The organism is Chitinophaga filiformis (genome assembly GCF_023100805.1).
Classification (GTDB): domain Bacteria; phylum Bacteroidota; class Bacteroidia; order Chitinophagales; family Chitinophagaceae; genus Chitinophaga; species Chitinophaga filiformis_B.
The window spans coordinates 5,868,158-5,883,270 of sequence record NZ_CP095855.1; the positions used below are offsets into that span (position 1 = coordinate 5,868,158).

The window sequence follows — 15,113 nt, forward strand, 5'->3', positions numbered from 1 at the left end:
GAAAATGCATTTGACGATACAGGCACTCCGTAAGGCGGCTTATTATAAGCGCTGGTGCATACTACTATTTTGTGTATGTATAGGCCTGTCATTTGCCCATGCTTCCCGAGCTACCAATAGTCCTATTCCCTATGCCGCTTTCCAGGATGGCGATACCATTAAAGTAACATTGAAGGTATACCGGGCCAGCCTCCGGCAGGTGATCCGCCTCATTGAAAAACAAACAGGCCTCACATTCGCGATCTCTTCCACCCTTCTCGATAATGCCCGCACTGTATCCATACAGGTACAACGTCAGCCACTTACATCCGTGCTCCGCCAGATCTTTGCAGGCAGCAGGTATGCCTTCGAGATCCGCAATAAACAGATCATCGTCTATCCCGAAGATGAGGCCCCGGCAAGACCGGGTATCATCAAACGGCCGGCAGACAAAGAGCTGGAAAAGTTTGTCGTAACAGGCCTGATCACCGACGGCGAAAGACCGCTGGCAGGTGTTTCCATACGCGAAAAAGATACGCATAACGGCGCCAGTACCAATGAAAGTGGCCGCTTCCGCATTGCTGTGGCCAACGGACAAGCAGTGCTCCAATGCTCACTTATCGGCTATGAGACACGTGAAATTGCCCTGAGAGACAGGAAAACCCTCGAAATCGTCCTTCAAAACGATACCAAGACATTGAGCGACCTCGTTATCATCGGTTACGGTATCCATAACAAAGCCAATATCACCGGCTCTATCACGAAAGTAGAGGGCCGGCGACTGAAAAGCCGTCCTGTGACCAACGTCATGGCAGCATTGCAGGGTACAGCGCCCGGGCTGCTGGTGACACGCAACAACGGCCAGCCGGGTAAAGAAGGCTTCAATCTCCAGATCAGGGGATTATCTTCCGGCAACTATAGCGAGCCGCTTGTACTGGTAGACGGGGCGCCCGGTTCCATTACCCTGCTCAATCCTAATGATATTGAATCCATCTCTGTGCTCAAAGACGCTGCCGCTGCATCGATCTATGGTCCGCTGGCAGCCGGTGGTGTTGTGCTGGTCACTACCAAAAGAGGTAAGCCCGGCAAGATCTCCGTTGAATATAACAGCCTGTTCGGCATAGAAAAGCCTATTGCACTGCCTAAGCGGATGCGCTCCTGGCAGGCGGCTGCATTGCAGAACGAGGCAGCACAAAATGCTGGTCTGCCACCGGTATGGACAGCGCAGGATATTTCGCTGATGCGGGATCCCAATATTAATTTCCTGCCCAAACTGGATGGCAGCGGGAATTATAATTATTATGACGATTTTGACCCGCTTGACAAGGTTACCCGCAACAACAGCACTACCTCCACTTATACCATCACGGCCAAAGGTGGAAGCGAAGCGCATCAGTACCTCCTCTCCCTCGGTCAGTTCTCCCGCCAGGGATTGTTCAACACAGGACCCGACAAAACATCCAGGACCAACGTGCAGTTCAATGCCAACAATCGCTTCAGCGATGTATTGAGCCTGGAAACAAGTCTGCAGTATGCCAGTAGCAACACCCTTTCTCCCGGCTGGCGTGTGGACGGCAACTATGGATTGCTCAACTTCTTATACCAGGCTCCGGGCAATGTACCAGTGTATGTACCTGGCACCAGGGAATTTACAGCAGGCTTTAACAGCATTGCCTTACTGAAGGATGCCGGCAAAAGGGATGAACGTACCTCCTATGCAGATGCCGTATTTACACTGAAAGCGGAGAACCTGTATAAGGGGCTTACCTTAAAAGCAGTGTACAGTCCCCAGCTGACTACCAGTCACGACGGCCTGGGCAAGCGTACTGTCAACTTCTACGACGGCAGCGGTTATATCAATAGTGTCAATGATCCTAATTCGCTAAAGGCGGGTTACCTGATGGAGGTGCAGCATAGCCTGCAGCTGCTGGCCGACTATGACCTTCCTGCGGGAAAGAACAACACCGTGCATATATTGGGCGGCTATGCCTACGAAAGCCATTATCAGCATCAGCGGATCATGACCGCGGCCGGTGTAACGAATAATGAACTGTCGCAGTTATCCTTCAATGATCCGCTAAAAGCCAACACCATACATTTTAAAGGCGCAGGAGGCCTGTCATCGCTGTTTGCGCGTATCAACTATAACTTCAATGACCGCTACCTGCTGGAAGCGAACCTGATAGCAGCAGCGCTGACTTACAACAGTACACAGCAGCCGGAAATAAACAGGCAGCATGTCTTCCCTTCTTTCTCCGGAGGCTGGCGACTGAACAACGAGAAATGGTTTGCCGCTGCATTTCCCTTCTTCGATGAATTTAAGCTACGTGCCTCCTGGGGCATGCTGGGCAATTACAACTGGCGCAGCGGGCTCAATGATTTTAATTACCGCGATCAGATACTGCATCCGGCAGCATATCCGCTCATGTCTTACGATGAGAATGACCGCTACATCCCCGGGAACAATAACTGGGAGACGGTATCCACTACCAACGCAGGACTGGACCTCACCTTCTTTAAAGGCAGGCTGAATATCAATGCGGACTATTTTGTGAAACACAATACCCGTATGCAGATCGCCACGCAGACCTATCCGCAGGTCAACTGGTTATCGCCCACCTTCTACACCGCGGAACTGCGCTCCTGGGGATGGGAGCTGAACCTGGGCTGGCGCGACAACCGCGGGCCATTCAGTTATTGGGTAAATGCAAACCTCTTTGACGATCAGAATAAAATATTAAAGTCCAATGGTACTACTGCCTGGCTGAACGGGAACAACCGCGGCCTGGTAGGACGTCCTTATAATGCCATAGCAGGCTACAGGGCCACGGGCTATTTCCAGAATGAAGCGGAAGTAGCAGGTCATGCTTACCAGGCTGCTAATACAGCGCCGGGCGATATCCGCTACCAGGATGTCAACAACGACGGCGTTATCAGCGGAGGCAGCCATACCGGCGATGACCATGGTGACCTGGTATACCTGGGCAGTACCCAGCCCAGATATTCTTATGGTTTTGATGCAGGTTTCTCCTGTAAGGGTTTCGACTTCTCCATCTTCTTCCAGGGAATAGGCGCCAAAAAAGTACTGGTGCCGGCAAAGTACAGTATGCCATTCGTGGATAGCTGGCAGCAGCCCTGGCTGATACATAGTGACCACTGGTCGCCATCTAATCTGCAGGCTGACTTTCCCCGCCTGTATGCCGGTTATAACCAAAACCTGCTGCCATCGTCTTTCTGGGTGATGAATGCATCTTATATCCGTTTGAAGAATCTTCAGATCGGTTATACCTTCCATTTTGACAAACGCCATCCGCTCATCAGCAGTCTCCGTATCTATTTCTCCGGGCAGGATCTCTGGGAGGTCAATAAGATGAAGATCCGGTATTATGATCCGGAACAGGCTACGAGTATTGGGTATCAGTATCCCTTCTTCCGTTCCTTTACGCTGGGATTGAATGCGAATTTCTAGGGAATATTCCGCCAGGCTCCCGGCAGAGTACATCGACTTCTGTCTACGGGTCTATTGCAACGCGGGGCTCAAGCCCCAGGGGCATAAAAAAAGGTGAAAGGTAGACGAAACCCTTCACCAGCTTATTTTTTAGTTGTGTTAATTACTCTCCTAATTTACCGGCTTTCTTTCCTGACAGCAGGTATAGAACCGCCATACGGACTGCCACCCCATTCTCTACCTGGTTGAGGATGATGGAGTGCCCGGAATCTGCAACATCAGAGCTGAGCTCCACTCCACGGTTGATAGGACCTGGGTGCATGATCACGATCTCTTTCTGCAGGCTGTCCAGCAGCTGCCTGTTCACACCGTAGGCCAGGGAATATTCCCTGAGGGAGGAGAACAAAGGCGTATTCTGTCTTTCCAGCTGTATGCGCAATACGTTTGCCACATCGCACCATTGGAGCGCTTCACGGATATCATAACTCACATTCACTCCCAACGCCGCTTCCATATGTTTAGGGATCAGTGTAGGAGGACCTACTACTGTTACTTCCGCTCCCAGCTGCCGCAGGCAGTAGATATTGGAAAGGGCCACCCTGGAATGCATAATGTCACCACAGATAGCGATCTTCTTTCCTGTTACATTCCCCAATCTTTCCCTGATGGAAAAAGCATCCAGCAATGCTTGCGTGGGGTGTTCGTTGATACCATCTCCTGCATTCACGATCGGTACATCAATATGTTTTGAGAGGAAGTGAGGCGCTCCGCTGGCAGAGTGTCTCATTACCACCATATCCACTTTCATGGACAGGATATTGTTGACCGTATCAATGAGCGTTTCTCCTTTGGAGACAGAGGAACCCGATGCGGAGAAATTCACCACATCTGCACCCAGCCTCTTTTCGGCCAGCTCAAATGAAATGCGTGTACGCGTTGAATTTTCGAAGAATAAATTAACGATGGTAGTATCCCTGAGAGAAGGAACTTTCTTGATCGGCCTTTGCAGAACCGCTTTGAACTCATCAGCTGTTTGAAAAATAAGCTCTATGTCCTGGCGCTGCAGACCGCGAATTCCGAGAAGATGATTTACTGATAATGACATTTAAGATGCAAATATAAATGACCTGACTACAAATCCCAAAATCAAAATCCGGATGCGGGCAATCCTGCGCATCCACCAGTATTGCTTATTCGAGGATGACCTCGTCTTTTCCGTCACGTTCTGCCCAGCGCACCTTCACTTTTTCAGAGATGATCGCATCGACGGTACGACCGGTATAGTCTGCCTGGATGGGCAGCTGACGGGTAAAACGGCGATCGATCAGTACCAGTAATTCCACCACGGAAGGACGGCCGTAGTCCAGCATAGCATCCAGCGCCGAACGGGTGGTACGGCCTGTATACAATACATCATCCACCAGGATCACTTTCTTATTTTCCAGGGAAAAATCTATGGTAGTTTCGTTGGGTACATGCAACTGGGTATTGAAGTCATCCCTGTAAAAGGTGATGTCCAGTTTCCCGTAGTTGATATGTACGCCCGGCAGTAATTTTTGCAGGGTGTGATAGATACGGTCGGACAGGTAGATCCCTCTCGGCTGTAAGCCTATCAGCACGCTCTTTGAAAAATCCAGGTGATTTTCAATCAACTGGTGACAAAGCCTGTCTACAGTTATGGCCACTTGCGTACCATTCAATATGGTCTTCAAATTGTGTGGATTTTAAAGCGTCAAAAATAGTGATTAATAGCGGGTAAGAAAAGTTTCCCGCCTATTTTCTATTTCCGGCGTACATTTATCACAACGTAAACAGATGAAAAATCTATCCATACTCACACTCTTTTTTATGTTCTTATTTGGTAATGCCGACGCCCAGCTTAAAGCGGGTGATAAAGTGCCTTCTTTTCAGTTGCAGGACCAGGATGGTCATATTTTCGATATTAACAGCGTGCTGGGTAAGCAACCGCTTGTTATTTATTTCTATCCCAAGGATGAAACCGGGGGCTGTACCAAGGAGGCCTGCTCTTTCAGGGATGCCTACGAAGATTTCACCAGCCGCGGGGCAAAGGTGATCGGCATCAGCGGGGATGATGTTGCATCGCACAAAAGCTTTGCCAACCATCACAAGCTGCCGTTTACATTGCTGGCTGACACGGGCAATAAAGTGCGTAAATTATTCGGTGTGCCGAAAACCTTATTCATACCAGGCAGGGTAACCTACATTGTAGATAAGCAGGGTGTTATCACCTATGTGTTCAATAACCTCAGCGATGGTCCGAGGCATGTAAAAGAGGCACTGGCAGCATTGGAGAAAATGAATTAAGCGAAACACAGTTGATACTAACACCGTCAGGAGTTCTGTGTTTGTAGCCCTGGTGACAAGCCCGGTTGATGAATGCGCGAGACGCCCAGTTACATTATTCGGATTGTAATGGCGTTATGCTCGATGGTGTAATACCCCGGTTTGGTAATACCCGTACACACCGTGTTACGTTCACCGTTGTATTATTGGGATCATAACGGCATTATGCTCAAAGGGTATTTCCCACAGGCGACACGACATAAAAAAACGGGGAGATCATTCCGATCTCCCCGTTTTCTATTTCAACGTATACACGTTCTATTTATCTTCCTTCAGGAATGGATACCTGTAATCGGTTGGCGGTACAAGTGTTTCCTTGATGGTCCTTGCGCTCAGCCAGCGATAGAGGTTCAGCGCAGAACCCGCCTTATCGTTGGTACCGGATGCACGGGCGCCACCGAAAGGCTGCTGTCCTACTACTGCACCGGTAGGCTTGTCGTTGATGTAGAAGTTACCGGCACTATTTACCAGTCGTTTGGTGGCCAGGTCAATAGCATAACGGTCCTGAGCTATGATGGAGCCTGTCAGTGCATATGGAGAAGTAGTATCAACGATATCCATGATCTCGTCGAATTTATCAGCCTCATATACGTAGATAGTTAGTACTGGTCCGAAGATCTCTTCGCACATCGTTACATATTTCGGATCTTTTACCTCGATAACGGTCGGCTCTACGAAATAACCTTCTGTTTTATTGTAGTTACCACCGGCGATGATCTTCACGTTAGGGTCATTCTTGGCGTTGTCGATGTATTTAGCGATCTTATCGAAAGAGCGTTCATCGATCACAGCGTTGATAAAGTTGGTGAAATCTTCTGTAGTACCCATCTTCATGGTCTTCAGTTCAGCCACCAGTTTCGCTTTTACGGCTTCTGCTATGTTAGATGGCAGGTAAGCGCGGGAAGCGGCGGAGCATTTTTGTCCCTGGTATTCGAAAGCACCACGGGCCAGTGCAATAGCCACTACATCTACGTTAGCAGATTTGTGGGCCAGTACGAAATCTTTACCACCGGTCTCTCCTACTATGCGGGGATATGTTTTGTATTTGCTGATATTGGCACCGATCGTCTTCCACATTTGCTGGAATACGCCGGTAGAACCTGTGAAGTGGATACCTGCAAAATCAGGGTGGCTGAAGCAGATATCGCCCAATACCGGACCATCGGCATATACCAGGTTGATCACGCCTGCAGGCAGGCCCGCTTCCTGTAATACCTTCATGATCACGTGTGCTGCCAGTACCTGCGTATAGGCAGGTTTCCATACCACCACGTTACCACACATAGCGGCAGATGTTGGCAGGTTACCGGCGATAGCGGTAAAGTTGAAAGGCGTGATAGCTACCACGAAACCTTCCAGCGGACGATATTCCAGGCGATTGTGCACACCCGGTGAACTAACCGGCTGCTGATTATATATATCGGCGAGATAGTGAACGTTAAAGCGGAGGAAGTCGATCAGTTCACAGGCGCTGTCTATTTCCGCCTGGAAAGCATTTTTGCTCTGCCCCAGCATGGTGGCAGCGTTGATCTGGTAACGGTATTTGGTAGCGAGTAATTCCGCTGCTTTCAGGAACACGGCGGCGCGCTGTTCCCATGGTGTATCCGCCCATTTGGCGCGGGCTGCCAGTGCTGCGGCAATAGCGTCTTTCACGTGGCTGGCGTCTCCCTCATGGAAGTGGCCCAGCTTGTGTTTTATTTCGTGGGGAGGACGAAGGTCAATGGTTTTACCGGTACGTACCTCTTTATCTCCAATGTACATGGGGATATCAAATTCCTGGGCTTTAAAAGCTGCCAGTTCTTTTTTCAGCGCATCCCTTTCGGGTGAACCCGGAGCATAGCTGTACACTGGTTCGTTGGCAGGTGCAGCAAAGTGGAAATAAGCGTTATGCATTCTCAGAAGTTTTTATGTTCGATCTTGTTGTTTTTCTTCCAGTTATTTGCAGGAATCATTTGGATTTTTCTCTCATCAGGCAGGGCCGCCGGGCCACCAAAAACAGGTTACGCATTGACGCGCAGGCATGCTGGTCCCGGCAAAATGCAAGGCGCCGGTGTCCGGGCCAGTGCTGCCTAATATGCAAAAGTGCTGATAAGTTGAGCATTCTCAATTTATCAGCACAGGGCATATTTGCAAAGTTACGTCAATCTTCTCCTTTGGACATCATCAGGTAAGCCTTGATGAAGCCCTCCAGTTCGCCGTCCATAACAGGCTGAACGTTACCTACCTCATAATCCGTACGGTGATCTTTGATCATTTTGTAAGGATGGAAGACGTAGGAACGGATCTGCGATCCCCATTCAATTTTGCGCTTGTTGGCGTTGGCGGCGTTCTTCAGTTCTTCCCTCTTACGCAGCTCTTCTTCATACAAGCGGGACTTCAGCATGGTGAGCGCCTTTTCACGGTTCTCGCCCTGCGTACGTGCCTGCTGGCATTCGATGATGATGCCGGAAGGAATGTGTTTCAAACGCACTGCGGTTTCTACCTTGTTTACGTTCTGCCCTCCTTTACCACCGGAACGGTAGAATTCCCATTCCAGGTCGGCAGGGTTCACTGCAATTTCAATGGTATCATCCACCAGCGGATATACAAAAATGGAAGCGAAGGAAGTATGTCTGCGGGCATTGGCGTCAAACGGAGAGATACGCACCAGCCGGTGCACACCGCTTTCCGCTTTCAGCAAGCCATAGGCAAAGCTTCCGTCCATTTCCAGGGAGGCTGATTTAATACCGGCGCCATCCCCGTATTGTACATCTATTTCAGATACTTTCCAACCCTGCTTTTCGCCATACATACGATACATACGTAAGAGCATCTCCGCCCAATCCTGGCTCTCGGTACCACCGGCGCCGGAATTGATGGTGAGCACTGCCGGCATCTCGTCTTCAGGCTCGTTCAGTGTTGATTTAAATTCCAATTCATCAAGAGCTGTCAGTGCCGCCTGGTATGCCTGCTCCACCTCTTCCTCAGTGGCTTCGCCTTCTTTCTGGAAGTCGAGCAGTACACTGCTGTCCTCTATCGACGTTTGCACGCTTTCATAGAGTTCCACCCAGAATTTGTTCACCTTGATCTCTTTCAGAATTGACGTAGCCCGGGCATTGTCGTCCCAGAAGCCGGGGGCTAACGTAAGTTGCTTATCATTTTCTATTTTTGCTATGCGGTCCTGGACGTTAAAGAAAACCTCCCAGGACATGGAGACGGTCCCTCATAGCTTTAAGTTGTTCTGCTGTCATAGGGCGCAAATGTACGGAAAAAGGGGAACAATATTTGCGGGACTTTTATCATATTAATTTCCAGTTATTTAAAAACTTATGCTATCTATGACGACCTCCCACAAAACCCTCTATTACAAGAACAGCGCGGTTTTCAATACAATAGGGTACGTGATGGTGATCGTTGTCAATGCCTTGGCCAACCTGAATCTGATCAACAACAAGAACACCGGCGACATCTCAGACAAATACGACAACCTCTTCGTTCCGGCGGGATTTACCTTCGCCATCTGGGGGATTATCTATCTGTCATTGCTGACCTTTATCGTGTTCCAGTTATGGCTGGCATTCTCAAAAGGACATCTGCCGGCCCTGGAACTATTCATGGAGCGGCTGCGCGGCTGGTGGCTGATCAGCTGTATGGCCAATTCCTGCTGGCTGTTTGCCTGGCATTATGAGCTGCTGCCGCTCTCCATCCTGCTCATGATAGCCCTGCTCGTATGCCTGCTGGCCATTCATCTGAACTTTAATGTGGCACTGCCGCATTCCTCCGCAAGCAAAGCGGAAAAACTGTTCGTACATCTCCCTTTCAGCCTGTACCTGGGATGGATATGTATAGCAACTGTGGCTAATATTGCGGCCTTCCTGGTATACCTGGGCTGGGACGGCATGAGCATTCCGGGGACTATTTTTCTCATTGTGTTATGCACGGCCGCTTCAACGTTGCTGATTATACGCAGACACAACATTGTTGTAGGACTGGTGGCCATTTGGGCGCTTTATGGCATTATTATGAAACGCCAGTCCGTAGGCGGCTCCGCAGAAATGCCAATTGTCGGCGCCTGCATCGGGGCCATGGTTATTATTGCGGCCAGCAGCACCTGGCGACTCATCACCAACAGAAGATTGTCGTGACACATGTCCTTTTTCAGGATTCCCTTGTATATCTTACCGGAAGTATAGTTTACACTGCCTGAGTGAATTATCTTTATTATTGGTCTTCCTTTCCGGCGGATTGGTTCTGAGACTATTCAACTATTTATTACTTTTGATACCATAAATTGCGTTTTTATGTTCCCAACGACTAATCCGACTGCTACAAAAGCCTGGCAACAATTGCAGCAGCATGCTTCCAAGATGAAGGAAACGCACCTGCGCACATTGTTCGCGGAGGATGCTGACAGATTTAAGAAGTTTACACTCTCTTTTGAAGATATTTTGTTCGACTATTCAAAGAACATCATCACAGAAGAAACGCTCTCCTACCTCCTGCAGCTGGCAAAGGAAACCGGTGTGGAAGAAGGTATCAAAGCCATGTTCAGTGCTGAAAAGATCAATGCCACTGAAAACAGGGCCGTATTACACACTGCCCTCCGCAACTTCTCCGGCAATCCTGTTGTACTGGACGGAAAGGACGTGATGCCCGAAGTACAGGCCGTGCTGAAGAAAATGGAAAGCTTTACCCAGCGTATCCACAACGGCGAATGGAAAGGTTATACCGGCAAGCCTATACGTTATATTGTGAATATCGGTATCGGTGGTTCTGACCTGGGCCCGGTAATGGTGACCGAGGCATTGAAACCTTACTGGAAAGAGGGAATTCAACCCTATTTCGTTTCCAATGTAGACGGTACGCATATCGCAGAGACACTTAAAAAAGTAACTCCGGAAGAAACCCTCTTCCTTATCGCTTCCAAAACTTTCACCACCCAGGAAACGATGACCAACGCGCTCACCGCACGTAAATGGTTCCTGGATGCGGCGAAAGATGAAGCATTTGTAGCGAAGCATTTTGCTGCCCTCTCTACCAACGAAAAGGCTGTAAAAGCATTCGGTATAGATCCGGCCAATATGTTCGAATTCTGGGACTGGGTAGGCGGTCGTTATTCATTATGGTCCGCCATTGGTCTGAGCATCGCGCTGACTGTTGGTTACGACAACTTCAAAGCACTGCTGGAAGGCGCACACGCCGTAGACAACCACTTCCGCACTACTCCGCTGGAAAAGAACATCCCGGCTGTCATGGCTTTAATTGGCCTTTGGTACGGTAATTTCTTTGATACATCCACCGAGGCGATCCTGGCCTACGACCAGTATATGCACCGTTTTGCAGCGTATTTCCAGCAGGGAAATATGGAGAGCAACGGTAAATATGTAGACCGCACCGGTAAGCCGGTATCTTACGAAACCGGTCCTATCGTATGGGGCGAACCTGGTACCAATGGTCAGCATGCATTCTACCAGCTGATCCACCAGGGTACCCGTATCGTGCCTGCCGATTTCATTGCGCCTGCTATCAGCCATAATCCTATCGGCGACCATCACGTGAAATTGCTGTCCAACTTCTTTGCACAGACAGAAGCGCTGATGAACGGTAAGACAGAAGCAGAAGTACGTGCTGAACTTGAAAAGTCCGGCCTGAAAGAAGATGAGATCAAGGCACTGCTGCCGTATAAAGTGTTTACCGGTAACAGGCCTACGAATTCCTTCCTGGTAAAGGAGATCACACCACGTTCACTGGGTTCACTGGTAGCCTTGTATGAGCATAAGATCTTTGTGCAGGGTGTTATCTGGAATATCTACAGCTTTGACCAATGGGGTGTTGAACTGGGTAAACAGCTGGCGAACAAGATCCTGCCTGAACTGGAAAGTGCTGATAAGGTGACCAGCCACGATGCGTCTACCAATGGGTTGATCAATGCGTGGAAACAGATGAAGAAATAAGTTTGTTCATTATATTTATCGGCAAGGGGCTTCCAATGGAAGCCCTTTGTTCTTTTAGTTACAATTGATATTTTCCATTCGTTGATTGACATTGCTTCGGTTCGGGGTTGATAAACATTGTTTCGATCCCAGGTTGATGAACATTGCTTCGGTTCCGGGTGGGACCACTGGCTGTACTTCTTTGAAGTTCCTTGCCATTGAGCCACAGGAGGCCGTATTTGTCATTTGCATATCTATAGAACCCCTGGTAGAGCGCATCAGCATACTTCAAAGAACTAAGGCCAGTGATCTCCACCTGGAACCGCCACTGCTTAAAGACTGATTATTCAATTAATGCCTACTTCATTTTTCATCCTTATTCATTGTGCTCCTATATTATGAACAACGTTTTTGTTCATATGATGCCTTCGGGGAAGGATACATCACACTATCATCCGCTTCAATAGGCTCCGTCAGGAGCCACGTGTTTGTAGCTCCAGGTGATAACCTGGGGACGTATATTGTATATTTACGCGGTTGTAATGCGTTTATACCCGAACATGCGTTTGTTCCCCGCAATACCCCTGGATACGTGTTTGCAATTTTTTAATACGCCCCGAACATGCGCATATTCCCGCGATGCTTGAAAACACCCGTTTGTAATTTCGTAATACGCCCCGAACATACACTTGTTCCCCACAATATCAGAAACACGTGTTTGCAATTTCGTATACACGGAACATGCGCTTGTTCCGACAATAACCTGGAGACACGTTCGCAATTCCGTTATATCTACCGGGATATTTGCTTGTATACCGCAATGCCCGGGAAACACCTGGCGGTAATTTTGTTATCCCCCCAAATATGCGCTTATCCCCGCAATCCCCGTACTATACATCACACACAAAAAAACCCCCGGAGAAACCGGGGGTTCTATTTATCATCAAATAAAAATGAATGATCAAGCTTAGATTACCACTTGTCTACGTCTTCGCTATGAGAAGAAGCGGATGCAGCAACAGCAACAGGTGCTTCTGATACCGCAGCTTCAACTACAGCTTCAGAAGTTTCAGCACCTTCACCATCTTCATCATCGCGCACGTAATCGTGGTTGTAGGCATCAAAATCGAAGTCGGGCATCAACTCAGTTTTCACGTAGTTGATGGTCTCTGTCAATGCATTCAGGAACTTGTTGAAGTCTTCCTTGTACAGGAATACTTTGTGCCTGTCATAACCATTGTCGTTGAAGCGTTTCTTGCTTTCGGTAATGGTCAGAAAATAATCATTTCCACGAGTGGTCTTTACATCAAAGAAGTAAGTCCTTCTTTTGCCCGCTTTCAATCGTTTAGAAAAGATACTGTCATTATTTCTTTCCTGCTGATTGGTATTTTCGTACGCCACAGTTGATAGATTTAAGTTGTTAACGAATCAAATCCTTTTTCCAATAAGAAACAAATATACTATTAGTTTACAAATATCAAAATAATTTTAAATGATTTTGAAAAATGATAGAATACTACTTTATCTACTGGTTTACAGGCATGTATAAGAAAATGATTACTATTCTATTACAGATTCCTCTTCCCCGGACTGCTGGCGGGCGTACAATTCTGCGTAATAACCGTTTAATGCCAATAATTCATTATGTGTCCCCGTTTCAACTATCCTGCCATCATCAAGTACGATGATCTTGTCAAATTCAAACAGCGCAAATATGCGGTGGGTAATAATTATAGCGGTTTTGTCCTTCAGATAGGCATACAGGTTACCGATGATCTCTTTTTCCGTACGCGCGTCAACGGCCGACAGGCAGTCGTCGAATACGAGCAGGTTAGGGTTCTTGATGAGCCCCCGGGCGATGGAAATACGTTGTTTCTGCCCTCCGCTGAGTGTTACCCCTCTCTCCCCTACCACCGTATCGAATCCTTCATTGAAACCCAGGATGTCCTTCTCTACCGATGCCTGGCGGGCAGCGGTCCTCACCATTTCAGGACTGGCCTCGGGGGTACCGAAGCGAATGTTGTTCATAACAGAATCAGAAAACAGGAACACATCCTGTGGCACATAACTGATCTGGTGGCGCAGGCTGTCCAGGGTCACCTGGCGGATATCCTGTTTATCCAGCAGGATCGCCCCTTCCTGCGGATCATACATACGTATGAGTAACTGGGCAAGGGTGGATTTCCCGGAACCGGTACGGCCGATCACCGCTACCTTCTCCCCTGGTTTTACCGTCAGGTTAAAGTTTTTAATGGCCTGGATGCCGGTATGCGGATAGGTGAAGGACACATTCTTAAAGACCACCTCCCCCTTAATGCTGAGAGGCTGGGCGCCGGGACTGTCTGCTATAGCCGGCTTTATGTCAAGAAATTCGTTGATACGTTGCTGGCTGGCGGCCGCACGCTGGATCATGGAGGCTACCATCCCTATGGAAAAGAAGGGGAACATCAGCATATTCACATATATCACAAATTCAGCGAGGTTACCTACCGTAATATTGCCATGAATGACCTGTATACCCCCGATAAAGATGGTCAGGACCACGCTGAGGCCGATCATGAGGGACATACTTGGCTGGAACAGGGCATCTGTTTTGGCCAGGCTCACAGAACTTTCCTTGTACGCTTCACTGGCCTCTTCAAAATGCCTGATACTGGCTTCCTCCTGTACATAAGATTTGATCACCCTGATGCCGGAATAGGACTCTTGGGCAATGGACGTAATATTGGACAACTGCGCCTGTATACGCTCACTCTTACGGTGAATGATATGGTTCACGTAATAGATGATCAACGCCAGCACGGGCAGCGGAGATAAGGTATAAAGGGTCAGCAGCGGGTTTACCTCTATCATCAGGTATACCACTATCACGATCATAAAGATGGTACGTGTGGCATACATGATAGCCGGCCCTACATACATACGCACGCGGGACACGTCTTCCGTAATACGGCTCATCAGATCGCCCGTACGGTGCATTTTGTAAAAGTTCAGATCCAGCAACTGGTATTGCTGGTAAATTTCGTTCTTGAGGTCATATTCAATATAGCGGCTCATTACGATGAGCGTCTGCCGCTGGAGATAAAGGAAAAATCCGCTGAGGAGGGCAAACAGGAGGATACTGATGCCATAGAAAGCCAGCACATTGGTGAAATCTCCCCGGAAAGGGGCTTTCAGACCAGTGTCGCTGAGCAGGTTATAATTGTTAAGGTTCAGGGCGAGAAGGTCGAAGATCTGCCTGACCATGATAGGCTGGAACACGCTGAATACAATGGATACAGCAGTACAGATCAAACCCGTGAGGAATCTCCATTTGTATTTTACAAAGTACTTGTTAAGCGTGGCCAGGTGTTTCATATTCGTCTGTAATCGGATATCTGTCAGTAACCGGCCGCAAAACAGGAACACAA

General features: G+C 48.5%; 10 protein-coding genes. 4 read left to right on the forward strand and 6 right to left on the reverse strand.

Annotated features, from left to right (window positions below; translation table 11 throughout):
• Positions 1 to 4 precede the first annotated feature (4 nt).
• On the forward strand, positions 5 to 3,448 hold the full coding sequence (locus MYF79_RS22790; RefSeq protein WP_247810126.1) for a SusC/RagA family TonB-linked outer membrane protein: 3,444 nt from the start codon (positions 5 to 7) through the stop codon (positions 3,446 to 3,448).
• A 142-nt stretch (positions 3,449 to 3,590) separates the two neighbouring features.
• Here MYF79_RS22790 and MYF79_RS22795 read toward each other — a convergent pair whose 3' ends face one another.
• The gene (locus MYF79_RS22795; protein WP_247810127.1) at positions 3,591 to 4,532 is read right to left on the reverse strand and encodes an aspartate carbamoyltransferase catalytic subunit; all 942 of its coding nucleotides are present in this window, start codon (positions 4,530 to 4,532) and stop codon (positions 3,591 to 3,593) included.
• A gap of 85 nt (positions 4,533 to 4,617) precedes the next feature.
• Positions 4,618 to 5,139 (reverse strand): bifunctional pyr operon transcriptional regulator/uracil phosphoribosyltransferase PyrR, encoded by a 522-nt coding sequence (gene pyrR / locus MYF79_RS22800; RefSeq protein WP_247810128.1) that lies wholly within the window; start codon positions 5,137 to 5,139, stop codon positions 4,618 to 4,620.
• A 103-nt stretch (positions 5,140 to 5,242) separates the two neighbouring features.
• Here pyrR and MYF79_RS22805 point away from each other — a divergent pair, with 103 nt between their 5' ends.
• Positions 5,243 to 5,752: a peroxiredoxin gene (locus MYF79_RS22805; protein WP_247810129.1), complete on the forward strand. Its 510-nt coding sequence runs from the start codon at positions 5,243 to 5,245 to the stop codon at positions 5,750 to 5,752.
• A 297-nt stretch (positions 5,753 to 6,049) separates the two neighbouring features.
• Here the strand turns inward: MYF79_RS22805 and pruA are convergent, their stop codons facing one another.
• Both pruA and prfB read right to left on the reverse strand, forming a co-directional pair.
• On the reverse strand, positions 6,050 to 7,684 hold the full coding sequence (gene pruA / locus MYF79_RS22810) for an L-glutamate gamma-semialdehyde dehydrogenase (protein WP_247810130.1): 1,635 nt from the start codon (positions 7,682 to 7,684) through the stop codon (positions 6,050 to 6,052).
• A 247-nt stretch (positions 7,685 to 7,931) separates the two neighbouring features.
• A protein-coding gene (prfB, locus tag MYF79_RS22815; protein ID WP_199655486.1) for a peptide chain release factor 2 occupies positions 7,932 to 9,021 on the reverse strand; the annotation gives its coding sequence in 2 pieces (ribosomal slippage) (positions 7,932 to 8,960 and positions 8,962 to 9,021; 1,089 coding nt in all).
• 87 nt (positions 9,022 to 9,108) lie between these two features.
• On the opposite strand from prfB, the gene MYF79_RS22820 reads away from it, so the two are divergent.
• Positions 9,109 to 9,915: a hypothetical protein gene (locus MYF79_RS22820; protein ID WP_247810131.1), complete on the forward strand. Its 807-nt coding sequence runs from the start codon at positions 9,109 to 9,111 to the stop codon at positions 9,913 to 9,915.
• 156 nt (positions 9,916 to 10,071) lie between these two features.
• Positions 10,072 to 11,724: a glucose-6-phosphate isomerase gene (pgi, locus tag MYF79_RS22825; RefSeq protein ID WP_247810132.1), complete on the forward strand. Its 1,653-nt coding sequence runs from the start codon at positions 10,072 to 10,074 to the stop codon at positions 11,722 to 11,724.
• 951 nt (positions 11,725 to 12,675) lie between these two features.
• Here the strand turns inward: pgi and MYF79_RS22830 are convergent.
• Positions 12,676 to 13,104: a DUF3276 family protein gene (locus MYF79_RS22830; protein ID WP_247810133.1), complete on the reverse strand. Its 429-nt coding sequence runs from the start codon at positions 13,102 to 13,104 to the stop codon at positions 12,676 to 12,678.
• 159 nt (positions 13,105 to 13,263) lie between these two features.
• Positions 13,264 to 15,111: an ABC transporter ATP-binding protein gene (locus tag MYF79_RS22835; RefSeq protein WP_247810134.1), complete on the reverse strand. Its 1,848-nt coding sequence runs from the start codon at positions 15,109 to 15,111 to the stop codon at positions 13,264 to 13,266.
• Positions 15,112 to 15,113: the final 2 nt, after the last annotated feature.